At 71.7% G+C, this 20,460-nt stretch carries 16 protein-coding genes; 10 read left to right on the top strand and 6 right to left on the bottom strand.

Going from position 1 to position 20,460, the window contains the following annotated elements:
- The first annotated feature begins 127 nt into the window (after positions 1-127).
- The 3 genes from DJ021_RS02055 to DJ021_RS02065 all read left to right on the top strand — a co-directional run bounded on the left by DJ021_RS02055 (position 128) and on the right by DJ021_RS02065 (position 4,402).
- Positions 128-2,518, top strand: a complete 2,391-nt coding sequence (locus DJ021_RS02055) for a M20/M25/M40 family metallo-hydrolase (protein ID WP_111455958.1) — start codon at positions 128-130, stop codon at positions 2,516-2,518.
- A 28-nt stretch (positions 2,519-2,546) separates the two neighbouring features.
- The gene (arsC, locus tag DJ021_RS02060) at positions 2,547-2,897 is read left to right on the top strand and encodes an arsenate reductase (glutaredoxin) (protein ID WP_111455959.1); all 351 of its coding nucleotides are present in this window, start codon (positions 2,547-2,549) and stop codon (positions 2,895-2,897) included.
- 128 nt (positions 2,898-3,025) lie between these two features.
- Positions 3,026-4,402 carry a M23 family metallopeptidase gene (locus DJ021_RS02065; protein ID WP_111455960.1) on the top strand — a complete coding sequence of 459 codons (1,377 nt, stop codon included), beginning with the start codon at positions 3,026-3,028 and terminating at the stop codon, positions 4,400-4,402.
- 123 nt (positions 4,403-4,525) lie between these two features.
- On the opposite strand, the gene DJ021_RS02070 is transcribed toward DJ021_RS02065, so the two are convergent.
- A complete protein-coding gene (locus DJ021_RS02070) occupies positions 4,526-5,611 on the bottom strand; it encodes a Zn-dependent alcohol dehydrogenase (protein ID WP_111455961.1) in 1,086 nt (361 codons plus the stop codon).
- A 185-nt stretch (positions 5,612-5,796) separates the two neighbouring features.
- On the opposite strand from DJ021_RS02070, the gene chrA reads away from it, so the two are divergent.
- Positions 5,797-6,999, top strand: a complete 1,203-nt coding sequence (gene chrA, locus DJ021_RS02075; protein WP_111455962.1) for a chromate efflux transporter — start codon at positions 5,797-5,799, stop codon at positions 6,997-6,999.
- A gap of 4 nt (positions 7,000-7,003) precedes the next feature.
- Here chrA and DJ021_RS02080 read toward each other — a convergent pair whose 3' ends face one another.
- The 3 genes from DJ021_RS02080 to ubiG all read right to left on the bottom strand — a co-directional run bounded on the left by DJ021_RS02080 (position 7,004) and on the right by ubiG (position 9,698).
- Complete coding sequence (locus DJ021_RS02080) at positions 7,004-7,924, bottom strand: alpha/beta fold hydrolase (protein ID WP_133254918.1); 921 nt, start codon at positions 7,922-7,924, stop codon at positions 7,004-7,006.
- 177 nt (positions 7,925-8,101) lie between these two features.
- The gene (locus tag DJ021_RS02085) at positions 8,102-8,905 is read right to left on the bottom strand and encodes an FkbM family methyltransferase (protein WP_111455964.1); all 804 of its coding nucleotides are present in this window, start codon (positions 8,903-8,905) and stop codon (positions 8,102-8,104) included.
- 34 nt (positions 8,906-8,939) lie between these two features.
- Positions 8,940-9,698, bottom strand: a complete 759-nt coding sequence (gene ubiG / locus DJ021_RS02090; RefSeq protein ID WP_111455965.1) for a bifunctional 2-polyprenyl-6-hydroxyphenol methylase/3-demethylubiquinol 3-O-methyltransferase UbiG — start codon at positions 9,696-9,698, stop codon at positions 8,940-8,942.
- 121 nt (positions 9,699-9,819) lie between these two features.
- On the opposite strand from ubiG, the gene DJ021_RS02095 reads away from it, so the two are divergent.
- The gene (locus DJ021_RS02095) at positions 9,820-11,070 is read left to right on the top strand and encodes an aspartate kinase (RefSeq protein WP_111455966.1); all 1,251 of its coding nucleotides are present in this window, start codon (positions 9,820-9,822) and stop codon (positions 11,068-11,070) included.
- Here the strand turns inward: DJ021_RS02095 and DJ021_RS02100 are convergent.
- Together DJ021_RS02100 and DJ021_RS02105 are read right to left on the bottom strand one after the other, a co-directional pair.
- Entirely contained in the window at positions 11,067-12,467 is a 1,401-nt protein-coding gene (locus DJ021_RS02100) for an MFS transporter (protein WP_243625882.1), read from the bottom strand. The genes DJ021_RS02095 and DJ021_RS02100 overlap by 4 nt on opposite strands.
- A 103-nt stretch (positions 12,468-12,570) precedes the next feature.
- The gene (locus DJ021_RS02105) at positions 12,571-13,953 is read right to left on the bottom strand and encodes a cytochrome P450 (RefSeq protein ID WP_111455968.1); all 1,383 of its coding nucleotides are present in this window, start codon (positions 13,951-13,953) and stop codon (positions 12,571-12,573) included.
- 233 nt (positions 13,954-14,186) lie between these two features.
- On the opposite strand from DJ021_RS02105, the gene ptsP reads away from it, so the two are divergent.
- From ptsP to prfA, 5 genes are all read left to right on the top strand, one after another.
- The gene (ptsP, locus tag DJ021_RS02110; RefSeq protein WP_111455969.1) at positions 14,187-16,451 is read left to right on the top strand and encodes a phosphoenolpyruvate--protein phosphotransferase; all 2,265 of its coding nucleotides are present in this window, start codon (positions 14,187-14,189) and stop codon (positions 16,449-16,451) included.
- A gap of 151 nt (positions 16,452-16,602) precedes the next feature.
- Positions 16,603-17,607, top strand: coding sequence for a helix-turn-helix domain-containing protein (locus tag DJ021_RS02115; protein WP_111455970.1), 1,005 nt, complete (start codon positions 16,603-16,605; stop codon positions 17,605-17,607).
- A gap of 60 nt (positions 17,608-17,667) precedes the next feature.
- Entirely contained in the window at positions 17,668-18,813 is a 1,146-nt protein-coding gene (gene ispG, locus DJ021_RS02120; RefSeq protein ID WP_111455971.1) for a flavodoxin-dependent (E)-4-hydroxy-3-methylbut-2-enyl-diphosphate synthase, read from the top strand.
- Between the two features lie 90 nt (positions 18,814-18,903).
- Positions 18,904-19,197, top strand: a complete 294-nt coding sequence (locus tag DJ021_RS02125) for a hypothetical protein (RefSeq protein ID WP_111455972.1) — start codon at positions 18,904-18,906, stop codon at positions 19,195-19,197.
- A gap of 152 nt (positions 19,198-19,349) precedes the next feature.
- Positions 19,350-20,423, top strand: coding sequence for a peptide chain release factor 1 (prfA, locus tag DJ021_RS02130; RefSeq protein WP_111455973.1), 1,074 nt, complete (start codon positions 19,350-19,352; stop codon positions 20,421-20,423).
- Positions 20,424-20,460: the final 37 nt, after the last annotated feature.

Here is a 20,460-nt window from a genome sequence, read left to right on the forward strand (position 1 = left end):
CCGACTGACGGCAAAGAGACCAACGCCCGCCCTCACCGGCGGGCGTTTTCGTTTGCGCCTCCGCAGCCTTCGCTTCGGCGGAGGAGCGGGCTAACGTACGGCAAAGCTCCTCGGGAGGGACGACGTCATGGGACGAGTGCTCGCGCTGGCCGCGGCCTTGATGCTGAGCGCCGTCCTGACGTGGGTCGCGGTGCAGCCGCCGCAGCCGCAGCCGGCCAGCGCGCCGGCGAGCGCCTTCTCCGCCGCGCGGGCCATGACCATCGTGCGGGCCATCGGCTCGACGCCCCACCCCATCGGCTCCGCCGCCAACCACGCCGTGCGCGACGAGCTTGTGGCGCGGATGGGCGCGCTCGGCCTGTCGCCCCAGGTGCGGCCCGGCGAGGGGCTGCAGCAGCCCAAATGGCTGGGCGGCGCGCTGGTCGGCGGCACGGTGGAGAATATCGTCGGGGTCCTGCCGGGCCGTGACCGCGCGGCGCCCGCAGTGGCGCTGATGGCCCACTACGACAGCGTCCCCGGCTCCCCCGGGGCCGCCGACGACGCCGCCGGCGTGGCCACGGCGCTGGAGGCGGTCCGCGCCATCAAGGCCCGCGGCGTCCCGGCGCGCGACGTCATGGTGGTGCTCACCGACGGCGAGGAGGCGGGCCTCTTGGGCGCCAACGCCTTCTTCCGTCGCGATCCCTTGGCGAGGCGCGTCGGCTTCCTGTTCAACATGGAGGCGCGTGGCGGCGGCGGCCGGGTGCAGATGTTCCAGACCGGCGAAGGCAATGGCGGCACGATCGATCTGCTGCGGCGGACCGCGGCGCGGCCGCAGGCCTCCTCGCTCACCGGCTTCGTCTACGCCCAGATGCCCAACGACACCGACTTCACCGAGGCCCGCAAGGCCGGGGACGCGGGCCTCAACTACGCCTTCATGGGCCGCCAGTTCGACTACCACTCGCCCACCTCGACGCCGGCCAACCTGGAGGTCGGCACGCTGCAGGACATGGGCGACCAGGTGCTCTCCACCGCCGGCGCGGCCGCCTTCGCGCCCGCCCTGCCGCCGAAGACGCCGGACGTGGTCTACGGCCAGGTGTTCGGCGACCTGATCCTCGCCTACCCGCCGGCGATGGGCTGGCTGGTGCTGGCCGCCGCCGCCGGCCTGATCGCGCTCGCCGTGGTCCGCGCACGGCGGCTGGAGGCCTTTCCGTGGATGGACGCGGTCCGCGGCGCCGGCGCCCTGCTCTACGGCGTGGCCTGCGCCATCGCCGTGCTGCACGTGGCCCGCCAGGCGACCGGGGCGGCCGTCGGCTTCCTCGAGCAACGGGTGCTGCTGGCCCAGGTGACCCGCTGGGAGATCGCCCTGGTCCTGCTGGGCCTGGGGGTGATGATCTTCGCCTCGGCCGAGGCGGCGCGCGGCCGGCGGCTGACCGCCAGCCTGCTGCCGCTGGCGGCGGGGCTCGGCAGCTGCATCTTCGTAGAGGGTGTCGACGCGGTGGGCCTGGGCGCCGGCGTCATCGCCGCGCTCATCGCCCTCGCGGTGTTCAGCCGCCGCATCAGCCGCCCCGGCGCCTGGACCGGCGTGCTGGCCCTGGGGCTGGCGGTCGCCGTCGTCGCCCAGGCGCTCGCCCCGCCCGCCGCCTACGTGTTCGCCTGGCCCCTGGCGCTGGCCGCCCTGGCCGCGGCGGCGACCGCCATGGGCGCGCGGCGCGGCTATGGCGCCCTGGCCGCGCTGGCGCTGCTGGCGATCGTCGGCCTGGTCTGGACCGGCGGCCTCGCGCACTCCGCCTACCTCGCCCTCGACCTGCCCGAGCTCCTGGCGCTGCCGATGTTCCTGGCCGCCCTGCTGGTCTGGCCGCTGGCGCAGCCGGAGGAAGGCGCACCCCCGGCCCGGCTGGTGGGCCCGGCCCTGATCGCCGCCGGCGTCGTGGCGCTGCTGCTGGTGCGCCTCGATCCGCCGTGGGACGCCCGCCATCCGCAGGTGAGCTACGTGCTCTTCCACATCGACCAGGACGCCGGCCGCGCCTGGCGGGTCGACGCCGCTCCCGCGCGGACCGCCTGGACGGACGCCGCGCTGAAGGCCGACGGCGGCGCGATCGCCAGCTACCGGCACTGGGCGCTGCACGGCCTGGAGCGCGCCGCGCCGGCCCCCTTCGTGCAGACCCCCGCGCCCAGCCTCACCCTGGAGCGGTCGGCGGACGGCCGCCTCGTGCTGCATGCGGCAGCCCCGCCCGGCGCGCGGGTCCTCGACCTGCGGCTGAGGCCGGACACGCCGGTGACCGCGCTGAGCGTGAACGGCGTGCCGGCGCGCCTCGTGCTGAAGCCGGGAGCCTGGACCCGCCTGACCTGGAGCGCCGCCGCGCCGGCGATCGACCTGGTGCTGCAGCCCGGCGGTCCGGGACGGCTGGAGGTGCGCTATGCGGCCGCCGCCGAGCGCTGGCCGACAGGCGTCGCGCCGCTGCCGAAGCGGCCCGCCGACGTCATGCCGTTCGATCTCTCGGACTCCACCCTGGTCACCGGTTCGCGCCAGCTGGCTTGGTGATCGGCGCGGTTTTGGCTAAGCCCGGCGCATGAGCGACGTCGTCATCTATCACAACCCCGCCTGCGGGACCTCGCGCAACACCCTGGCCCTGCTCCGCGAGAAGGGGCTTGAGCCCCGGGTCGTCGAGTACCTCAAGGAGGGCTGGACCCGCGATCAGCTGCAAGACCTGCTGCAGCGCATGGGCCAGTCGGCGCACGACATCCTGCGGGTGCGCGGAACGAACGCCGACGAACTGGGATTAACCGACCCCAACGCTTCCGACGAGGCCCTGATCGCCGCCATGATCGTCGCGCCGGTACTGGTGAATCGCCCCATCGTCGTGACCCCGAAGGGCGCGGCGCTGTGCCGGCCGCCCGAACTGGTCCTGGGCCTGCTCTGAAGCGTGACAAAACGACCAAGCGTAGCCCAGGTCGTTTGCAGTCATGGTTGTTTCGCCTGGGGAGGCGCTGGAAATCTGACTCTGCCGTGGCGATGCCTTAACCGTGCGTCGGCAAGTATGGGGGCGTGATGCAAGACCTCGAGCCGCAACCTCTGACCGCGCGCGCCCAGGCCGCGCGCCTCGCGCCCCAGGCCCTGCTCTGCGGCGGCGTCCTGCTCGCCGCCCTGGTGGTCTGGAAGGCTGGCGACGTCACCGCCTCCAGGCCTGCCGCCCCGCCGCCGCTGTCGCCGGCCGCCGTCGCCGCCCTGCAGCACGCCGCCTTCACCCAGTCCGAAGCCCGGCCCGGCTTCGCCCGCCCGCAGAACGTGGCGCTGAAGATCCAGCCCGGCGAGACCTTCGAAGCCGCCGTGCAGCGCGCCGGCATCGCCCCGGAGGAGGCCCGGCAGGCTGTCGCCACCCTCGCCCAGGCCATGGACACCGTGCACATCAAGGCCGGCATGGCCTTCGACGCCGCCATCGCCCGTCCGAACGCCGCCGCTCCGAACGCCGCCATGGCCCCGGCCCGGCTGATCGGCCTGGCGCTGCGCACCGGCCCGGCCAGCGCCATCACCCTGTCGCGCACCTTCGACGGCGCGCTGCGCCTGCGCGAGCTGGACGAGAAGATCCGCGACGACACCGTCGCCACCAACGGCCAGATCCAGGGCTCGCTGTTCGAAAGCGCCGCCAAGCTCGGCGCCACGCCCACCATCACCGCCCAGGTGGTCAAGCTGTTCTCCCACAAGCTCGACTTCCAGCGCGACATCCAGCCGGGCGACGCGTTCAAGCTGGTGTTCGACCGCAAGGTCACCGAGAGCGGCCGCACCGTGGAGACCGGCGACCTGGAATACGCCGAGCTGCACGGCGTGAAGTTCTACCGCTTCGAGCGCGGCCACGGCGAGGCCGAGTACTTCGACGAGTTCGGTAAGAACATCAAAGGCTTCCTGCTACGCACCCCGGTCGACGGCGCCCGGATCACCTCGCTGTTCGGCCTGCGCAAGCATCCGGTGCTGGGCTACACCCGCGCCCACCAAGGCATCGACTTCGGCGCCGGGACCGGCACGCCGATCCTGGCGGCCGGCGACGGCGTGGTGCTGGAGGCGCGCCGCTGGGGCGGCTACGGCAACTGGCTGCGCATCCGCCACACCGGCGGCTGGGACACCGGCTACGGCCACATCTCCCGCTACGCCGCGGGGATCAGGCCCGGCATGCACGTCCGCCAGGGACAGCTGGTGGCCTATGTTGGCGCCACGGGCCTCGCGACCGGGCCGCACCTGCACTACGAGATCTGGAAGAACGGCCAGCGGGTGAACCCGGTCGGCGCCAAGGTGCCGCAGGGCACCGTCCTGGCCGGCGGCGAGCTCTCCCAGTTCAAGGCCCAGAAGGCCCGCATCGACGGCCTGCTGAAGGACGGCGCGCCGCAGCCGCGGGCGCTGGCCATGGCGGACAGCGGCTCGCTGAGCCGCTGAGCGTGACGAAGTTGCTCCCCCGCCGGGGGAGCTGTCAGCGAAGCTGACTGAGGGGGGAGGTCGGCGCTGACCCCCTCCGGCGCTTCGCGCCACCTCCCCCGAAGGGGAGGAACTCCCGCAGCGTCAGGCGTCGAAGACGATGACCGAGCGGGCCAGCTCGCCGCGCTTCATGTCCTCGAAGCCTTCGTTGACCTGCTCCAGCTTGATGCGCTGGGAGATCATCTGGTCGAGCTTCAGCTTGCCCGACATGTAGAAGTCGACGAACCGCGGCATGTCGACCGGGAAGCGGTTGGAGCCCATCAGCGAGCCCTGCAGCTTCTTCTCGCCCAGGAACGCCGCGCCCATCACGCTGACCATCTGACCGACCGGGATCATGCCGATGATGTTGGCGGTGCCGCCGCGGCGCAGCATGTTGAAGGCCTGCTCGGCGGTCTTGGCCATGCCGATGGCCTCGAACGCGTGGTGCACGCCGCCCTTGGTCATCTCGATCACTTCCTTGACCGCGTCGGTCTGGGAGGCGTCGATGAAGTCGGTGGCCCCGAACTCCATGGCCAGGTTGCCCTTGGAGGCGACCATGTCGATGGCGATGATCCGGCTGGCGCCGGCGATCGCCGCGCCGTTGATCGCCGACAGGCCGACGCCGCCGCAGCCGATCACCGCCACGGTCTCGCCGGGGCGGACGTTGGAGGTGTGGATCGCCGCGCCCACGCCGGTGGTCACCGAGCAGCCGATCAGGGCGGCGCGGTCGAGCGGCATGTCCGGGCGGATCGCCACGCAGGCGTGCTCGTGGATCAGCATCTGCTCGGCGAAGGACGACAGGTTCAGGAACTGCATCATCGGCCCGTTCGGGGCGGTCAGCCGCGGCTCCTCGTCCTTGCCGCGCTTGGTGTCGGGCGAGACGCACAGGCTCATGTGGCCGGTGAGGCAGAATTCGCAGTGGCCGCAGAACGCCGACAGGCAGGTGATCACGTGGTCGCCCGGCTTCACCGTGCGGACCTCGGAGCCGACCATCTCCACCACGCCGGCGCTCTCGTGGCCGAGCACGGCCGGCAACGGGTGGGGATAGGAGCCTTGCATGAAGTGCAGGTCGGAGTGGCAGAGACCGGCGGCGGCGGTGCGGATCAGCACCTCGTGCGGCCCCGGCTTGTTGATCTGGACTTGCTCGATCTGAAGCGGCTTGCCCACTTCGCGCAGCACGGCGGCCTTCATGGCGATCTCCCCAACGGCGCCCGCTCGACGTCGGGGCCTTTTGCCTCGAAGCCCGGGTGCGGCCCAGGCCTTCGTCACATGTCTTATCGCCGTTCAGATGGGACGGCCAAGCGGTTTTGCGGAAAACCGGTCGACAGGCCGAAGCCGGTTCCGCATGACAGGATCAGCGCTCCGCCGGAGGCCCGATGGACGACCCGCAGCCGAAAGCCAGCTCCGCGTTGGAGGTGTTTCTCGTCTTCCTGCGCCAGGGGCTGACCGCCTTCGGCGGCCCGGTCGCCCACCTGGGCTATTTCCGCCGCGAGTTCGTCGAGCGCCGCGGCTGGCTGTCCGAAGCCGCCTTCGCCGACCTCCTGGCGCTCTCGCAGTTCCTGCCGGGCCCCGCCTCCAGCCAACTGGGCATGGCCATCGGCCTGCGGCGCGCCGGCCTCGCCGGGGCGCTGGCCGCCTGGCTGGGCTTCACCCTGCCGGCCGGCGCCGCGATGATCGCGCTCGGCTACCTGGCGCCCAGGCTCACCGAAGACTGGGGCTCAGGCTTCATCCACGGCCTGAAGATCGCCGCCGCCGCCGTGGTGGCCCAGGCGCTGATCGCCATGGCGCGCACCCTGGCGGCGGGCCCGATCCGCGCCGGCATGGCGATCGGCGCGACCGTGGGCCTGGTCCTCACCAGCGGGCCCATGGCGCAGATCTTCGCGCTCGTCGCCGGCGCCCTGTTCGGCCTGGCCCTGCTGCGCGAGCCCGGCCCGGACACGCCCGACGATCCGGCCACCCAGGGACGCCGCACAGGCCCCGCCCTCGCCGCCCTGGTGGTGTTCGCGCTGTTGCTGGCCGGCCTGCCGTTCCTGGCCCAGGCGCTGCAGAGCCCGACCTTGGGCCTGGCCAGCGTCTTCTACCGCACCGGCGCCTTGGTGTTCGGCGGCGGCCATGTGGTCCTGCCGCTGCTGCAGACCGAGATCGTCGGCCGCGGCTGGCTGAGCCGCGACGTCTTCCTGGCCGGCTACGGCGCGGTGCAGGCCCTGCCCGGGCCGCTGTTCAGCTTCGCAGGCTTCGTCGGGGCGGCGCAGCAGGTGGCGCGGGGGGGCTGGTTCGGCGGCCTGGTGGCGTTGGTGGCGATCTTCCTGCCGAGCCTGCTGCTGGTGGTGGGCGTGCTGCCGTTCTGGGACCGGTTGAAGGGCCAGGCCGGCGCGCGCGGCGCCCTGGCCGGCGTCAACGCCGTGGTGGTCGGCCTGCTGGCCGCGGCGCTGTGGAACCCTGTTCTGAGCAGCGCGGTGGAGCGGCCCACCGACTGGGCGCTGGTGGCGGCGGCCTTCGTCTTCCTGGCGGTGGCCCGGCTGCCGCCGTGGCTGGTGGTGATCGGCTTCGCGGCGGCCACCGGCCTCTTGCAGCGCTGAGCGCTCAGGCGGCTTCGGCCATCGGCGTCGTGAGGCGCGTCCAGCCAAGGTGCGGCAGCTTGGGCAGGCGGAAGGTCCAGGCCTTCTTCGGCGGGATGCAGGTTTCCAGGGCCGAGAGCAGCTGCTCGGCCGGGCCGTCGTTCAGGAAGTGGTTGGCCCCCGGCGTGCGCACGAAGCGGATCGGCCGGCGGGTCGGCGTCTCGCGGGCCAGCCGCTCGGCGACCTCGATCGGCGCGAAGTCGTCCTTTTCGCCGTGGATCATGTGGACCGGGATGTTGACGCTCATCAGCGCGCGCCGGGCGTGCACCAGCTGCGGCCGCTGGTTGGACGCCTCCAGCACCGCGTGACGCAGGTCGCGCGGGATCATCTTCAGCGCCCTGGTCCCCACGTCGATCAGCCAGCGCGACGTCGGCCCGGTCTCGCCGAAGAAGCCGGACAGCAGCACCAGGCCCGCCACCTTGCCCGCATGCTCGGCCGCCATGATCGCGGCGATCGCCGCGCCGTAGCTCTGGCCGACCAGCAGCAGCTTCTGGCCCGGCGCTGTCTTCAGCAACGGACCGAGCGCCTCGGCCTGCACGCGGATGTCGGGGACGTGGTGCGTCGGCTCGGAGGCCGCATAGCCCGGCCGGTCGACGACGATCATCTCGCGGTTCTGCGGCAGCTCGGCCATGGTCTCGGCCCAGTACTCGGCCCAGGACGGGGCGCCGGTGATCACGACGATCTTCCACGGGGCCGGCTTGTCGCGCGGGGTCTCCAGGGCCGACAGCCGCCAGCCGTGCCCGCCGCCGGCCGTGAAGCTGGTTCGGCGCACCACGGTCTCCGGATAGTCGGCGGAGGTCGGGGCGTGCTCGGTGCGCCCCTTCGCGGCGCTCTCGAAGCAGGCCCAGCCCATGGCAAGCACGCCCTTCGGCCGTTTACGCGACACCTTCGCAGTCTCCCAGGTCACCAACGTCACCTGGAGCCCCAAACGCCCGTTTCAAGGCTTTGGTTCGGCTTGTATCGCGTCAGCCGGCAGGTTCTTTCGCCGCCGTGCTCAGCCGGTCACGGAATTCGCGTTTTCACCCGTCCGGAGGCGCGGATTCAGCCCCTCGGAGAACCGCGGTTACGCCGCCATCCGCGCCTTGAAGACGCCGTCGGGAAGCTTGGAGGCGCGGGCGGGGTGGATGAAGAAGTAGTCCTTCCACGGCAGGTCGAGCACCGGCGTGGTCCGCTCCTCCAGCCGGTCGCCGTTCAGCGCGAACATCCGGTAGCCGCGGTCGCGGAACAGCTTCACCACCGCCTCGGCCGAGCCGCCGAACCGGCCGGCGAGCATGGCCGGGTGAATCTCCAGCAATACGTGCGGCCGGTCGCGGTCGAGGATGCCGCCCGCGCCGGTGAGCGCCCGCTGCTCCGCGCCCTCGATGTCCATGCGGATGAAGTCGACCTTGCCGATCCCCCGCTCGGCGCAGAAGCCGTCCAGGGTCACCACCGGCGTCGGCTGCAATGCCGAACCCTGGTCCTCGAGGTCCGGCCGCGCCGGGCCGTTGGGCGCGGTGTCGGCCACGTAGGCGTAGGACAGGCCCATGCGCCCGGAGAGCTTCTTGGGCGTCACCAGCAGCATCTCGCCGGCGCGGTCGGAGACCGCGGCGTGGACCGGCGTCACCCGGTCGGCGATGCCGTGCCAGCGGATGCAGAGGTTCAGCACCTCGAAGGTGAAGGCCGACGGCTCGAAGGCGTAGATCAGCGCCCGGGGCGCCACCTGGGTCATGACGTAGGAGTGGCGCCCGTCGCTGGCGCCCACATGCAGGCAGACCGGGGCCCCGGAAAGCAGGTCGGCCAGGTAGGGCGTCTCAGGCTCGTGCTTCGCCCACTTCAGATTCCGCCGCCAGGCCCGGAAGGCATGACCGAGCACGCGTAGCGAAGCCATCCACTCACCTCTCACACGCCCCCGCGCCTGTCCTTTACGCTGCGTTGCGCACCACGGTCATCATGTAGTTGACGTCGGCGTCCCCGGACTGGGACCAGCGGCCGGACAAGGGATCGAACGCCACCCCGAACGGGCCGTCGACGGCGACCGGCGCGCCCGCCAGAAAGCCGCGCAGCTCCTCGGGCTTCAGGAACTTCCGCCAGTCGTGGGTGCCGGCCGGCAGCCAGCGCAGCACGTACTCGGCCCCGACCTTGGCGAGCGCGAACGCCTTCAGCGTCCGGTTCAGGGTGGCGACGATCATCAACCCGCCGGGCTTCAGCAGCTGGGCGCAGCTGCGCAGGTAGTCGCCCGGGTCGGCCACGTGCTCGATCACCTCCATGTTGAGGATCACGTCGAACGCCCCTTCGCCGGCCGCCAGCAGGTCCTCGGCGGTGGAGCAGCGGTAGTCGATGACCAGGCCCTGCTCGGCGGCGTGGGCCGCGGCGGTGCCGATGTTCCGCGCCGAGGCGTCGACGCCCATGGTCTCGAAGCCGAGCCGGCTCATCGGCTCCGACAGGAGGCCGCCGCCGCAGCCGATGTCGAGCAGCCGCAGGCCCTCGAACGGCCTGCGCGCCGTCGGGTCGCGCTGGTAGTGGTGGAGGACCTGGTCGCGGATGAAGCCGAGCCGCACCGGATTGAACCTGTGCAAAGGCGCGAACTTGCCCTTCGGGTCCCACCATTCGGCGGCGATGCGCGAGAAGCGCTCGACCTCTGCAGGATCGATGCTCGATCGGGCGTGAGCTTGGGAAGTCATGCCCTCTCATAACCCCCCGGGGCCGCCGCGCGAAGCGGAGAGGCCGTTGCGGGGTGCGGATAGCGCCGCTAGAAGGCAGCGCCCTTCGGGGGCGCAGCAACAGAGTCCCTCAGTAAGACCCATGTCCCGGCTGGTGATGAAATTCGGCGGCACCTCGGTGGCCGACCTGGAACGCATCCGTCGCGTCGCCCGGCTGGTGAACGCCGAGGTCGAGGCGGGCCACAAGGTCGCCGTGGTGGTCTCCGCCATGGCCGGCAAGACCAATGAGCTGGTCGCCTGGACCGACGGCGCCGGCCAGGCCGCACAAGGCATCGCCCCCTCCGACGACGAATACGACGTGGTGGTGGCCTCCGGCGAGCAGGTGACCGCCGGCCTGCTGTCGATGACGCTGCGCAACATGGGGATCGACGCCAAGTCCTGGATGGGCTGGCAGATCCCGATCATCGCCGACGACGCCCATGGCCGCTCGCGCATCGACGACATCGAGCCGGAGAAGCTCGCCGCCGCCATGGACGGCGGCCAGGTGGCGGTGATCGCCGGCTTCCAAGGGGTCACCCGGGACGGCCGCATCGCCACCCTCGGCCGCGGCGGCTCCGACACCAGCGCGGTGGCCATCGCCGCGGCGCTGAAGGCCATCCGCTGCGACATCTACACCGACGTCGACGGCGTCTACACCACCGACCCGCGTATCGAATCCAAGGCCCGGCGGCTGTCCAAGATCTCCTACGAAGAGATGCTGGAAATGGCCTCGCTGGGGGCCAAGGTGCTGCAGACCCGTTCGGTCGAGCTCGCCATGGCGCAAAAGGTGCCGGTGCGGGTCCTTTCAAGTTTCGTCGAGCCGGGCGAAGCCCCAGGCCAGGGCACCATCGTCTGCGACGAGGAGGAAATCATGGAGAAGCGGATCGTGAGCGGCGTGGCCTACAGCCGCGACGAGGCGAAGATCAGCCTCTTCGGCCTGCCCGACCATCCGGGCGTGTCGTCGGTGATCTTCGGCCGGCTGGCCGACGCCAACGTCAACGTGGACATGATCGTCCAGAGCCATGCCCGCACCCAGGACACGGCGAACATGGAGTTCACCGTCGGCAAGCGCGACGCCGCCCGCGCCGTGGAGATCGTCCGCGCCGCCCAGGCCGAGATCGGCTTCGACGACGTGGCGGTGAACGAGGACGTGGCCAAGGTCTCGGTGATCGGGGTCGGCATGCGCAGCCACACCGGCGTCGCCAAGTCGATGTTCAGCGCGCTGGCCGAAAAGGGCGTCAACATCCAGGTGATCTCCACCTCGGAGATCAAGATCAGCGTGCTGATCGACGCCGCCTACACCGAGCTCGCCGTGCGCGCCCTGCACGCGGCGTATGGTTTGGACCAGCTCTAGGCCCGCGCGACCTCCGCCCGGCCGGTCATCCGGAAGGCGGCCCAGGCGCCGGCGAGCGCCAGCGGCAGGACGGCGGCGAACACCCAGACCGCCGCGGTCCGCGCGCTCTCGACCGTCAGGCCCGCCGAGAAGCCCGCCAGGTTGGCCGCCGCGCCGGAGATCGCCGCGCCGGCCGCGGCGCCGGTCTGGCGCACCGCGGTGATCGCCGAGGAGCCGATCGCCCGGTCCTCGTCGGACAAGGCGGCCATCAGCCGGCGGCTCATGAAGCTCCACGACCAGCCGAACGCCGCGCCCAGCAGGGCTCCGCCCACCAGCACCCAGACCAGCGACACGCTGGGCATCGCCCACGCCAGGATCACCAGGCTCACCGGCACGCTCAGCGCGCCGATCCGCACCCAGCGGGCGTCCCAGACCCCCGAGGCGCCCGCCACCGCCAGCGCCGCCACGGTCCAGGCCAGCGACTCCGCGCCGATGGCGTAGCCGGCCCACAGCGGCGACAGGCCGGCGAGCTTCTGCAGGATCGGCGGCCCGTAGATGGCGAACCCCATCGAGGCGGCGGTGAGCGCGAACATCGCCGCATAGCCGGAGCCGCAGATGGTGGCGAGGTCGCCGGCCTTGTGCGGCAGCAGGCGCACGCGGGCGCGGTCGTCGATCCGCAGCACCAGCACCAGCACCGCCAGCCCGACCGCCGCCAGGCCGAGCGACAGGACCGCCCCATGGGTGATGTCGGCCACCGCGATGGCGCTGACGCCCAGCCCCAGCACCCCGAGTTGCAGCCAGGGGACGCCCGGCCCGCCGGCGGTCTTCGTCGAGCCGGTCAGCAGGAACGGCGCGGCGGCGCTGAACGCCAGGGCCTGGGCCGCGAACAGCCAAAACACGCCCCGCCAGTCGCCGCCCTGCGCGAACAGCCCGCCCACCAGCGGGCCGAGCAGGGTCGCCACGCCCCAGACCCCGGATACGGCGGCGAACACCCGCGCCAGGTGCCGCTCGGGGAACAAGAGCGCGATGGCCACCATGGCGAAGCCGGAGATCCAGCCCGAGCCCAGGCCCTGGACCAGCCGCCCGGCCAGGAAAATCCCCACGTCCGGCGCGGCCGCGCTCATCACGCAGCCCACCACGGTGACGAGGCCCGCCAGCGCGGTCGCCGAGCCCAGGCCGATCAGCTGCGACAGCCGCCCGGCGCTGGCCCCCGCCAGGATCGCGCCGACCAGGAAACCGGCGGTCGCCCAGCTGAAATAGCCGTAGCCGCCGAGCTCCGCGCCGACGCTCGGCATGATGGTCGCCGTCACCAGGCTGTCAGCGGCGTTCAGCCAGACCCCCAGGCAGATCAGCGCAAACCGCGGCAGCCGCCCGTCGGCCAGCAGGTCGGCCCAGCCGGCGGCCGGCGGAGCTTCCACGCGCCCGTCATCACCCGGCTCGTCATCACCCGGCTCGTCCGGGCGACCCATCCCTATGTCGCTCTTCATCGACTGAGGCTTGTGCGTCCGGGTCCGGGAAACCTCAAGCGCGCGGCAGGCGCAGGGTCATCGGCATGCCGCCCTGCGGCCGCATGGAGACCCGCACCAGCGGCCGGATCCGATGGCCGGGGTCCGGTTCCAGCACCGCGCCGCGGACCAGGGTCGCCAGCACCGCCACCGCCTCCATCATCGCGAACCCCTGGCCGATGCAGACCCGCGGCCCGCCGCCGAACGGCAGGTAGGCGAACCGCGGCCGCTCGGCGCTCTCCTCCGGCCCGAACCGCGAGGGGTCGAAGGCGTCGGGGTCGCGCCACAGCCGCCGGTGCCGGTGCAGGGCGTAGATCGGGATGAAGATGAAGGTCCCGGCCTTGACCGGGTGGCCGCCGGCCACGGTGTCGGTCCCGCACATCCGGCTCATGATCGGCAGCGAGGGATAGAGCCGCATGGCCTCCTGCACGACGGTGCGGGTGAAGGTCAGCCGCTCCACGTGCTCCGGCGTGATCGTCGCCTCGCCGGCCACCGCCGCCACCTCCTCGCGCAGCCGCGCCGCAGTCGGGGCGTGCCGGCCCACCAGGTAGAGCGACCAGGTCAGGGCCAGCGCCGTCGTCTCGTGGCCGGCGCCGATGAAGGTCAGCAGGTTGTCGCGCAGCAGGCCGTCGTCCATCCGCCGGCCGCTCTCCGGGTCCTCCGCCGCCATCAGCAGGTCGACGAGGTCGCCGCGCGCCGCCTCGCGGCGCCTTCGCGCGATCATCCGGTCGACCATGGCCTTCAGGTAGACCAGCGCCCGCGAGCCGCGCGGGGCCAGCGCCACCCGGGTCCACAGCGGCCACTGCATGAGGTCGGCGGGCGTCACCCGGCCCAGCGTCTCCAGGTAGTCGGTGATCTTCTGGGTGGCGGCGCGCACGTCGATCCCCTCGCCGCCCGACAGCATGGTCTCCAGGATCACGTCGAAGGTGATGGCGGTCATCTCGGTGGCGATGTCGAGCCGCGCCCCGTCGCCCCTCTCCCGCCAGCGGGCCAGCGCGCTTTCCGCCGCCTTGACCATGGTCGGCGTCATCGCCGCGATCGGCTCCGGGCGAAAGGCGGGGGCGGCGGCCCGCCGCTGCCAGCGCCAGTGCGCGCCGCGGGCGGTCAGCAGCCCCTCGCCCAGCGCGGGCTTGGTCACCCGCTCGAACATCCAGTCCTTCGGAAAGGCCTCGACCTTGTCCAGCAGGATGTCCTTCAGCATGGCCGGATCGGTGGCGTAGAGGAACCGCTGGCCGTTGTTCTCGCGGGCGAAGAACGGCTGCTCGTAGACCGCCCGCGGCCAGGCCTCGATGGGATTGTCCATCAGCGTCCAGAGCGCCCGGAAATAGGGCAGCGGCGCCTCCGGCGGGGTCACCGCGGGCGGGACGAACAGCGCCTGGTTTTCTTGCGCCTCGGTCACCTGGCCGATCCTAGCGGCGGCGGGAGCGGCCCGCCATATGCGGCGCAGGACAAGGGCGCGCCAATCGACGCAAGCACCCCCTTTCCGTCTGCGTTCGTAAAGATAAAGCTGTTAGGGAGCGGCGGGACTATTCTAGCGCCGATGGCGGGGGCCGTACGGCGGCGAAAATAGTCCAACGATGGAAACACGAGGTGGCGTAAGGCCGCCTCAGGGACGGGAGCAAACGCCGGCAGATGCCGATTTCGGGCGTGGCGATCAGGGGACAGCGGAGCCTGCTGCGGCAGATCCGCGAGGCGCTGGCCGGCGGCGGTCCCGCCCAGCAGCGCCTCGACATGGTCGTGCGCATCATCGCCCGCTCGATGGTCGCCGAGGTCTGCTCGCTCTACATGCGCCGCTCCGGCGGCGAGATGGAGCTGTTCGCCACCGAAGGCCTCGATCCGAAGGCCGTCCACGTCACCCGCATGAAGCCGAGCGAAGGCCTGGTCGGCGAGATCATGCGCCTGGGCCGGCCGCTCAACCTGTCCGACGCCCCCGAGCACCCGGCCTTCTCCTACCGGCCGGAGACCGGCGAAGACCCTTACCACGCCTTCCTCGGCGTCCCCCTGCTGCGCGGCGGCCGGGCCATCGGCGTGCTGGTGGTCCAGAACCGCACCGAGCGCGGCTACACCGAGGACGAGGTCGAGGACCTGCAGATCGTCGCCATGGTGCTGGCCGAGATGGTGGCCGGCGGCGAGCTGATCACCGAGGAGGAGCTGAAGGGCGTCGAGATCGCCCCGCACCGCCCCGAGCGGCTGAAGGGCTCCAAGTTCGCCGACGGCCTGGCCTATGGCGTCGTGGTGCTGCACGAGCGCCCGGTCGCGCCCTCGCAGCTGCTGTCGGAGGACGTGGTCGCCGAGGAGGCGCGGCTGAAGACCGCCGTCACCGCCCTGCAGGCCCAGATCGACACCATGCTGGAGGGCCAGCACGGCCTGGTCGAGGCCTCATACGAGGTGCTCGAGACCTACCGCATGTTCGCCCACGACCGCGGCTGGAACCGGTCGCTGGAGGACGCGGTGCGCAACGGCCTCACCGCCGAGGCCTCGGTCGAGCGGGTCCGCTCCGAGCACCGCGCCCGCCTGGGCCAGGCCCGCGACCCCTACCTGCGCGAACGCCTGCACGACCTGGAGGACCTCAACGACCGCCTGCTGCGCCACCTGAGCGGCGACGGCCACGTGGCCCGCGACCTGCCCGAGAACGCCATCCTGATCGCCCGCAACCTCGGGCCCGCCGACATCCTGGAATACGACCGCACCCGCCTGCGCGGCATCCTGCTGGAGGAAGGCTCGGCGGCCAGCCACGCCGGCATCGTCGCCCGCGCCCTCGACATCCCCTGCGTCGGCCGGCTCTCGGGCCTGCGCGACCGGGTGTCGGAAGGCGACCCGGTGATCGTCGACGCGGAAACCGGCGAGGCCTACCTGCGGCCGCGCGCCGACGTGGTGAAGGCCATCCAGGCCCGCATCGACGTCCGCGCCCAGCGCCGCGCCGAGTTCGCCAAGCTGCGCGACACCCCGGCCTTCACCCGCGACGGCGCGAAGATCACCCTGCTGATGAACGCCGGCCTCGACGTCGACCTCGACATCCTGGCGGAGACCGGGGCGGAGGGCATCGGCCTGTTCCGCACCGAGTTCCAGTTCATGGTCGCCGAGGAGATGCCGCGCTTCAACGCCCAGACCGCCCTCTATGGCCGGGTGATGGACGCCGCCGGCGACCTGCCGGTCACCTTCCGCACCCTCGACCTCGGCGGCGACAAGGTGCTGCCCTACCTGGAGGCCGAGCGGGAGGACAATCCGGCGCTCGGCTGGCGCGCCATCCGCATGGGCCTCGACCGCCCCGCCCTGCTGCGGCTGCAGCTGCGCGCCCTGATCGCCGCGGCCCGCGGCCGGGAGTTGCGGGTGATGTTCCCGCTGGTCGCCAGCGTCGACGAATTCCGCGCCGCCCGCGCCCTGGTCGACGTGGAGATCGCCTGGGCCCAGCGCCGCGGCCGCAAGGCGCCCTCGCGCCTGGACGTCGGCGCGATGATCGAGGCGCCGTCGCTGATCTGGCACCTGGACGCCCTGCTGCCGATGACCGACTTCGTCTCGGTCGGCACCAACGACCTGATGCAGTACCTGTTCGCCGCCGACCGCGGGAACCCGCGGGTGTCGGAGCGCTACGATCCGCTGTCGCCGCCGGCCCTGCGGGCGCTGGAAACCATCCAGCGCGCCTGCGCCGAGACCGGCACCCCGGTCAGCGTCTGCGGCGAGATGGCCGGGCGGCCGTTGGAGGCCTTCGCCCTGGTCGCCCTGGGCTTCGAACGGCTGTCGATGCCGCCGGCCGGGGTCGGGCCGGTGAAGCAGATGGTGCTTTCCTGCGACCGCGAGGCTGCCCGGCGCGGCGTGTCGGCGCTGCTGAAACAGGGGGCCGGTTCCGTTCGCAACGAAATTGAAACCCTGGCGCGTAAAATCTACTTGGCCGTCTGAGGAGATGCGGACGGTGCGTGACCCAATACCGCATTGAATACCACCGAGGCGCGTGTTACGAAGGATTAACCTCTAAAATATCTGCAAATCTCCGGATCTAGCGCAGCCGTAGCGATCTCCGCACGGCGCAGGCTCAAGGGTGAGAGTGGCCATGCCGCTTGATACTGGTGGCATTACTGATCTCCATCGGCGCGCCGAAGACGGCCGCGCCCCTGATCTGAACGCGTCCAATGAATCCTACGCGCCGACGCTCCATTCCGGCGCCGATATTGGCCAGGCCCTGCGCGCCGTCCGGGAATCCCGCGGCCTGACCCTGGAAGACCTCGCCGAGATCACCCGCGTGCGCCGCGCCTACCTGGCGGCCATCGAGGAGCTGCGGCTGGAGCTGCTGCCGTCGCGGCCCTTCACCATCGGCTACATCCGCGCCTACGCTTCGGCCCTGGGCCTCGACGCCGAGGTCGCGGTCGAGCGCTTCAAGGCCGACGAGCCGGTGCTCGACGAGCCCCTGCACGAACCGTTGGGCGTCCAGGAGGACCGTGACCCGCGGCTCACCGCCATCATCGCCGGCGGCTGCGTGATCATCGCCGCCATCGTGCTCTGGAACATCGCCCAGCGGGCGATGACCGAGAGCGCCCCGCCGTCGCCCACCGCCCCGCAGGTCGCCGCCGCCCACGCCCTGGCCGCCGCCAAGGCCGGCCCGGTCTCGCTGGGCGCGCCGCTGCCGGCGCCGGTGGAATCCACCACCCCGCCGCCCTACGAGACGCCCGGCCTCGCCGAGGCCGCCACCGGCGCGGACGGCAAGATCACCCTGGACGGTCGCCCCAAGGTGCTCGACCACCTGACCGAGGCTCCGGCCGACGAGACCCTGACCCCGGTCTTCCAGGCCAAGGGGGCGATCTTCGGGGCCCCGCCCAGCCAGACCTCGGCCGTCACCGTCCAGGCGCTCAAGTCGGCGTCGATGATCGTCCGCGGCGCCGACGGCTCGGTCTATTTCGCCCGCCAGCTCGCCGCCGGCGAAGCCTACCGCGCCCCGCAGATCGGCGGCCTGACCTTCGACGTCTCGACGCCGAACGCCTTCCAGGTCTTCGTCGGCGGCCAGTCCAAGGGCGTGCTGCCCTCGGCCCAGACCTCGGTGAGCGCGCTGGCCGGCGGCTGAGCCGCCGTCGTCGCGGCCGAGCTTGGGGTTTCGCCTGAAACCGCCTATTTTCCTGCTGTCATGACCGCCCAAGACCACACCCACGTGCGCCCCTGGCGCGCCATCCAGCGCCGCCCGTCGCGCAAGATCCGCGTGGGCTCCGTGGAGGTGGGCGGCGACGCCCCGATCACCGTCCAGTCGATGACCAACACCCTGACCGCGGACGCCGCGGCCACCATCGACCAGATCCGCCAGCTGGAGGAGGCCGGCGCCGACATCGTCCGCGTCTCCTGCCCCGACGAGGACTCCACCGCCGCCTTCCGGACCATCGCCAAGGCCTCGAAGGTCCCGCTCGTGGCCGACATCCACTTCCACTACAAGCGCGGCATCGAGGCGGCCCAGGCCGGCGCGGCCTGCCTGCGGATCAACCCCGGCAACATCGGCCGCCCCGACCGGGTGCGCGACGTGATCCAGGCGGCCCGCGACCACGGCTGCTCGATGCGGATCGGCGTCAACGCCGGCTCGCTGGAGCCGCACCTGCTGGAGAAGTACGGCGAGCCCTGCCCGGACGCGATGGTCGAGAGCGCGCTCGGCCACGCCCGCATCCTGCAGGACCACGACTTCCACGACTTCAAGATCAGCGTGAAGGCCTCGGACCTGTTCATGACCGTGGCCGCCTACCAGCTGCTGGCCGAGGCCATCGACTGCCCGCTGCACATCGGCGTCACCGAGGCCGGCGCCGCGCGCACCGGCACCGTGAAGTCCTCGATCGGCATGGGGGCCCTGCTGTGGGCCGGGATCGGCGACACCATCCGCGTCAGCCTGGCGGCCGACCCGGTCGAGGAGGTCAAGGTCGGCTTCGACATGCTGAAGTCGCTGGGCCTGCGCCACCGCGGCGTGAACATCATCGCCTGCCCCTCCTGCGCCCGGCAGGGTTTCAACGTCATCAAGACCGTCGAGGCGCTGGAAGAGCGGCTGGCCCACATCGCCACGCCGCTCAGCCTGTCGATCATCGGCTGCGTGGTGAACGGTCCGGGCGAGGCGCTGATGACCGACCTGGGCTTCACCGGCGGCGGCAAGGGCGCGGGCATGGTCTACATGGCCGGCAAGCCCGACCACAAGATGGACAACGAGCGGATGGTCGACCACATCGTCGAGCTGGTCGAAGCCCGCGCCGCGCAGATCGAAGCCGAGAAGATCACAGCCACGCTGGCGGCCGCCGAATAGGGCTGCGGACCCCGAACCTGACGCCTGCGTCACTGTTGCGCAGGCCGGGCTTCCGGGCTTAGGTGGCGGCCGACATCACGGGAGGGACACATGTCCGCGGACGGCAACTGGAAGATCACCATCAACACGCCGATGGGCGCGCAGGAAGTGACGGCCAACATCACGACCAGCGGCGACTCCTTCACCGGCAAGACCGAGGGCCGCATGGGCTCCCAGGAGATCACCGGCAAGGTCGCCGGCGACACCCTCACCTGGAGCAGCGACATCACCAGCCCGATGCCGATGACGCTGGAGTTCGAGGCCAAGGTCGACGGCGACAAGATGACCGGCAACGTCAAGCTCGGCGCCTTCGGCAACGCCCCGCTGAGCGGCGTCCGCGTCTGACGCGACGGAAAATTCGCGCCCGATCGGCGCGCACGAAAAAAGGCCCTGCCCGGCGACGGGCAGGGCCTTAGTTTTTCTACCGGCTGCGGACGTTTGGCATCCGCGTCCCGGGGCGCTAGAGGAAGCTCCCTTCATCTGCCGGTAGACCCAAGTTGCGACTTCCCCAGGCCAGGCTCGACCAGGTGCTCGAACGCTTCCGCGAGATCGAGGCGCGCATGGGCGCCGCCAGCGACGGCGCCGAGATCGTGCGCCTGTCCAAGGAGCACGCCGAGCTGCGGCCGGTGGCCGACGCCGTCCAGACCCTGGAGCGCGCCCGCGCCGAACTGCCCGAGCTCGAGGAGATGGCGGCGGGCGATCCGGAGATGGCCGCGCTGGCCCGCGACGAGCTGGACGCCCTGAAGGACCGGCTGCCGAACCTGGAGCGCGAAGTCGCGCTGCTGCTGGCGCCCAAGGACCGCGACGAGAACGCCTCGGCGATCCTCGAAGTCCGCGCCGGCACCGGCGGCGACGAGGCCGCCCTGTTCGCCGGCGACCTGTTCCGCATGTACCAGCGCTACGCCGCCCTGCGCGGCTGGCAGGTGGAGATCGACAGCCTCTCCGAGGGCGAGATGGGCGGCTACAAGGAGATCATCGCCGCGGTCACCGGCGACGGCGTGTTCGGCCGGCTCAAGTTCGAGAGCGGCGTCCACCGCGTCCAGCGGGTGCCGGCCACCGAGGCCCAGGGGCGCATCCACACCTCCGCCGCCACCGTCGCCGTCCTGCCCGAGCCCGAAGACGTGGAGATCGACATCCGCGACCAGGACCTGCGCATCGACACCTACCGCTCGTCCGGCGCCGGCGGCCAGCACGTCAACAAGACCGACTCCGCCGTGCGCATCACCCACCTGCCCACCGGCATCGTGGTGACCTCCTCGGAGAAGTCGCAGCACCAGAACCGCGCCCGCGCCATGAAGGCCCTGAAGGTCAAGCTCTACGACCAGCAGCGCGAGGCCCTCGACAGCGCCCGCTCCAGCGCCCGCAAGAGCCAGGTCGGCTCCGGCGACCGCTCCGAGCGCATCCGCACCTACAACTTCCCGCAAGGCCGGGTCACCGACCACCGCATCAACCTGACCCTCTACAACCTGCCGAAGATCCTCGAGGGCGAGGCGCTCGACGACGTCATCGAACCGCTGATCGCCGAGGACCAGGCCGCGCGCCTGTCGGCCCTGGAAGACGAGTTCGCCTGAGGTCCCTCCCCTTGTCATCCTCCGGTCGGCCGAAGGC

The organism is Phenylobacterium hankyongense (assembly GCF_003254505.1).
GTDB lineage: Bacteria > Pseudomonadota > Alphaproteobacteria > Caulobacterales > Caulobacteraceae > Phenylobacterium > Phenylobacterium hankyongense.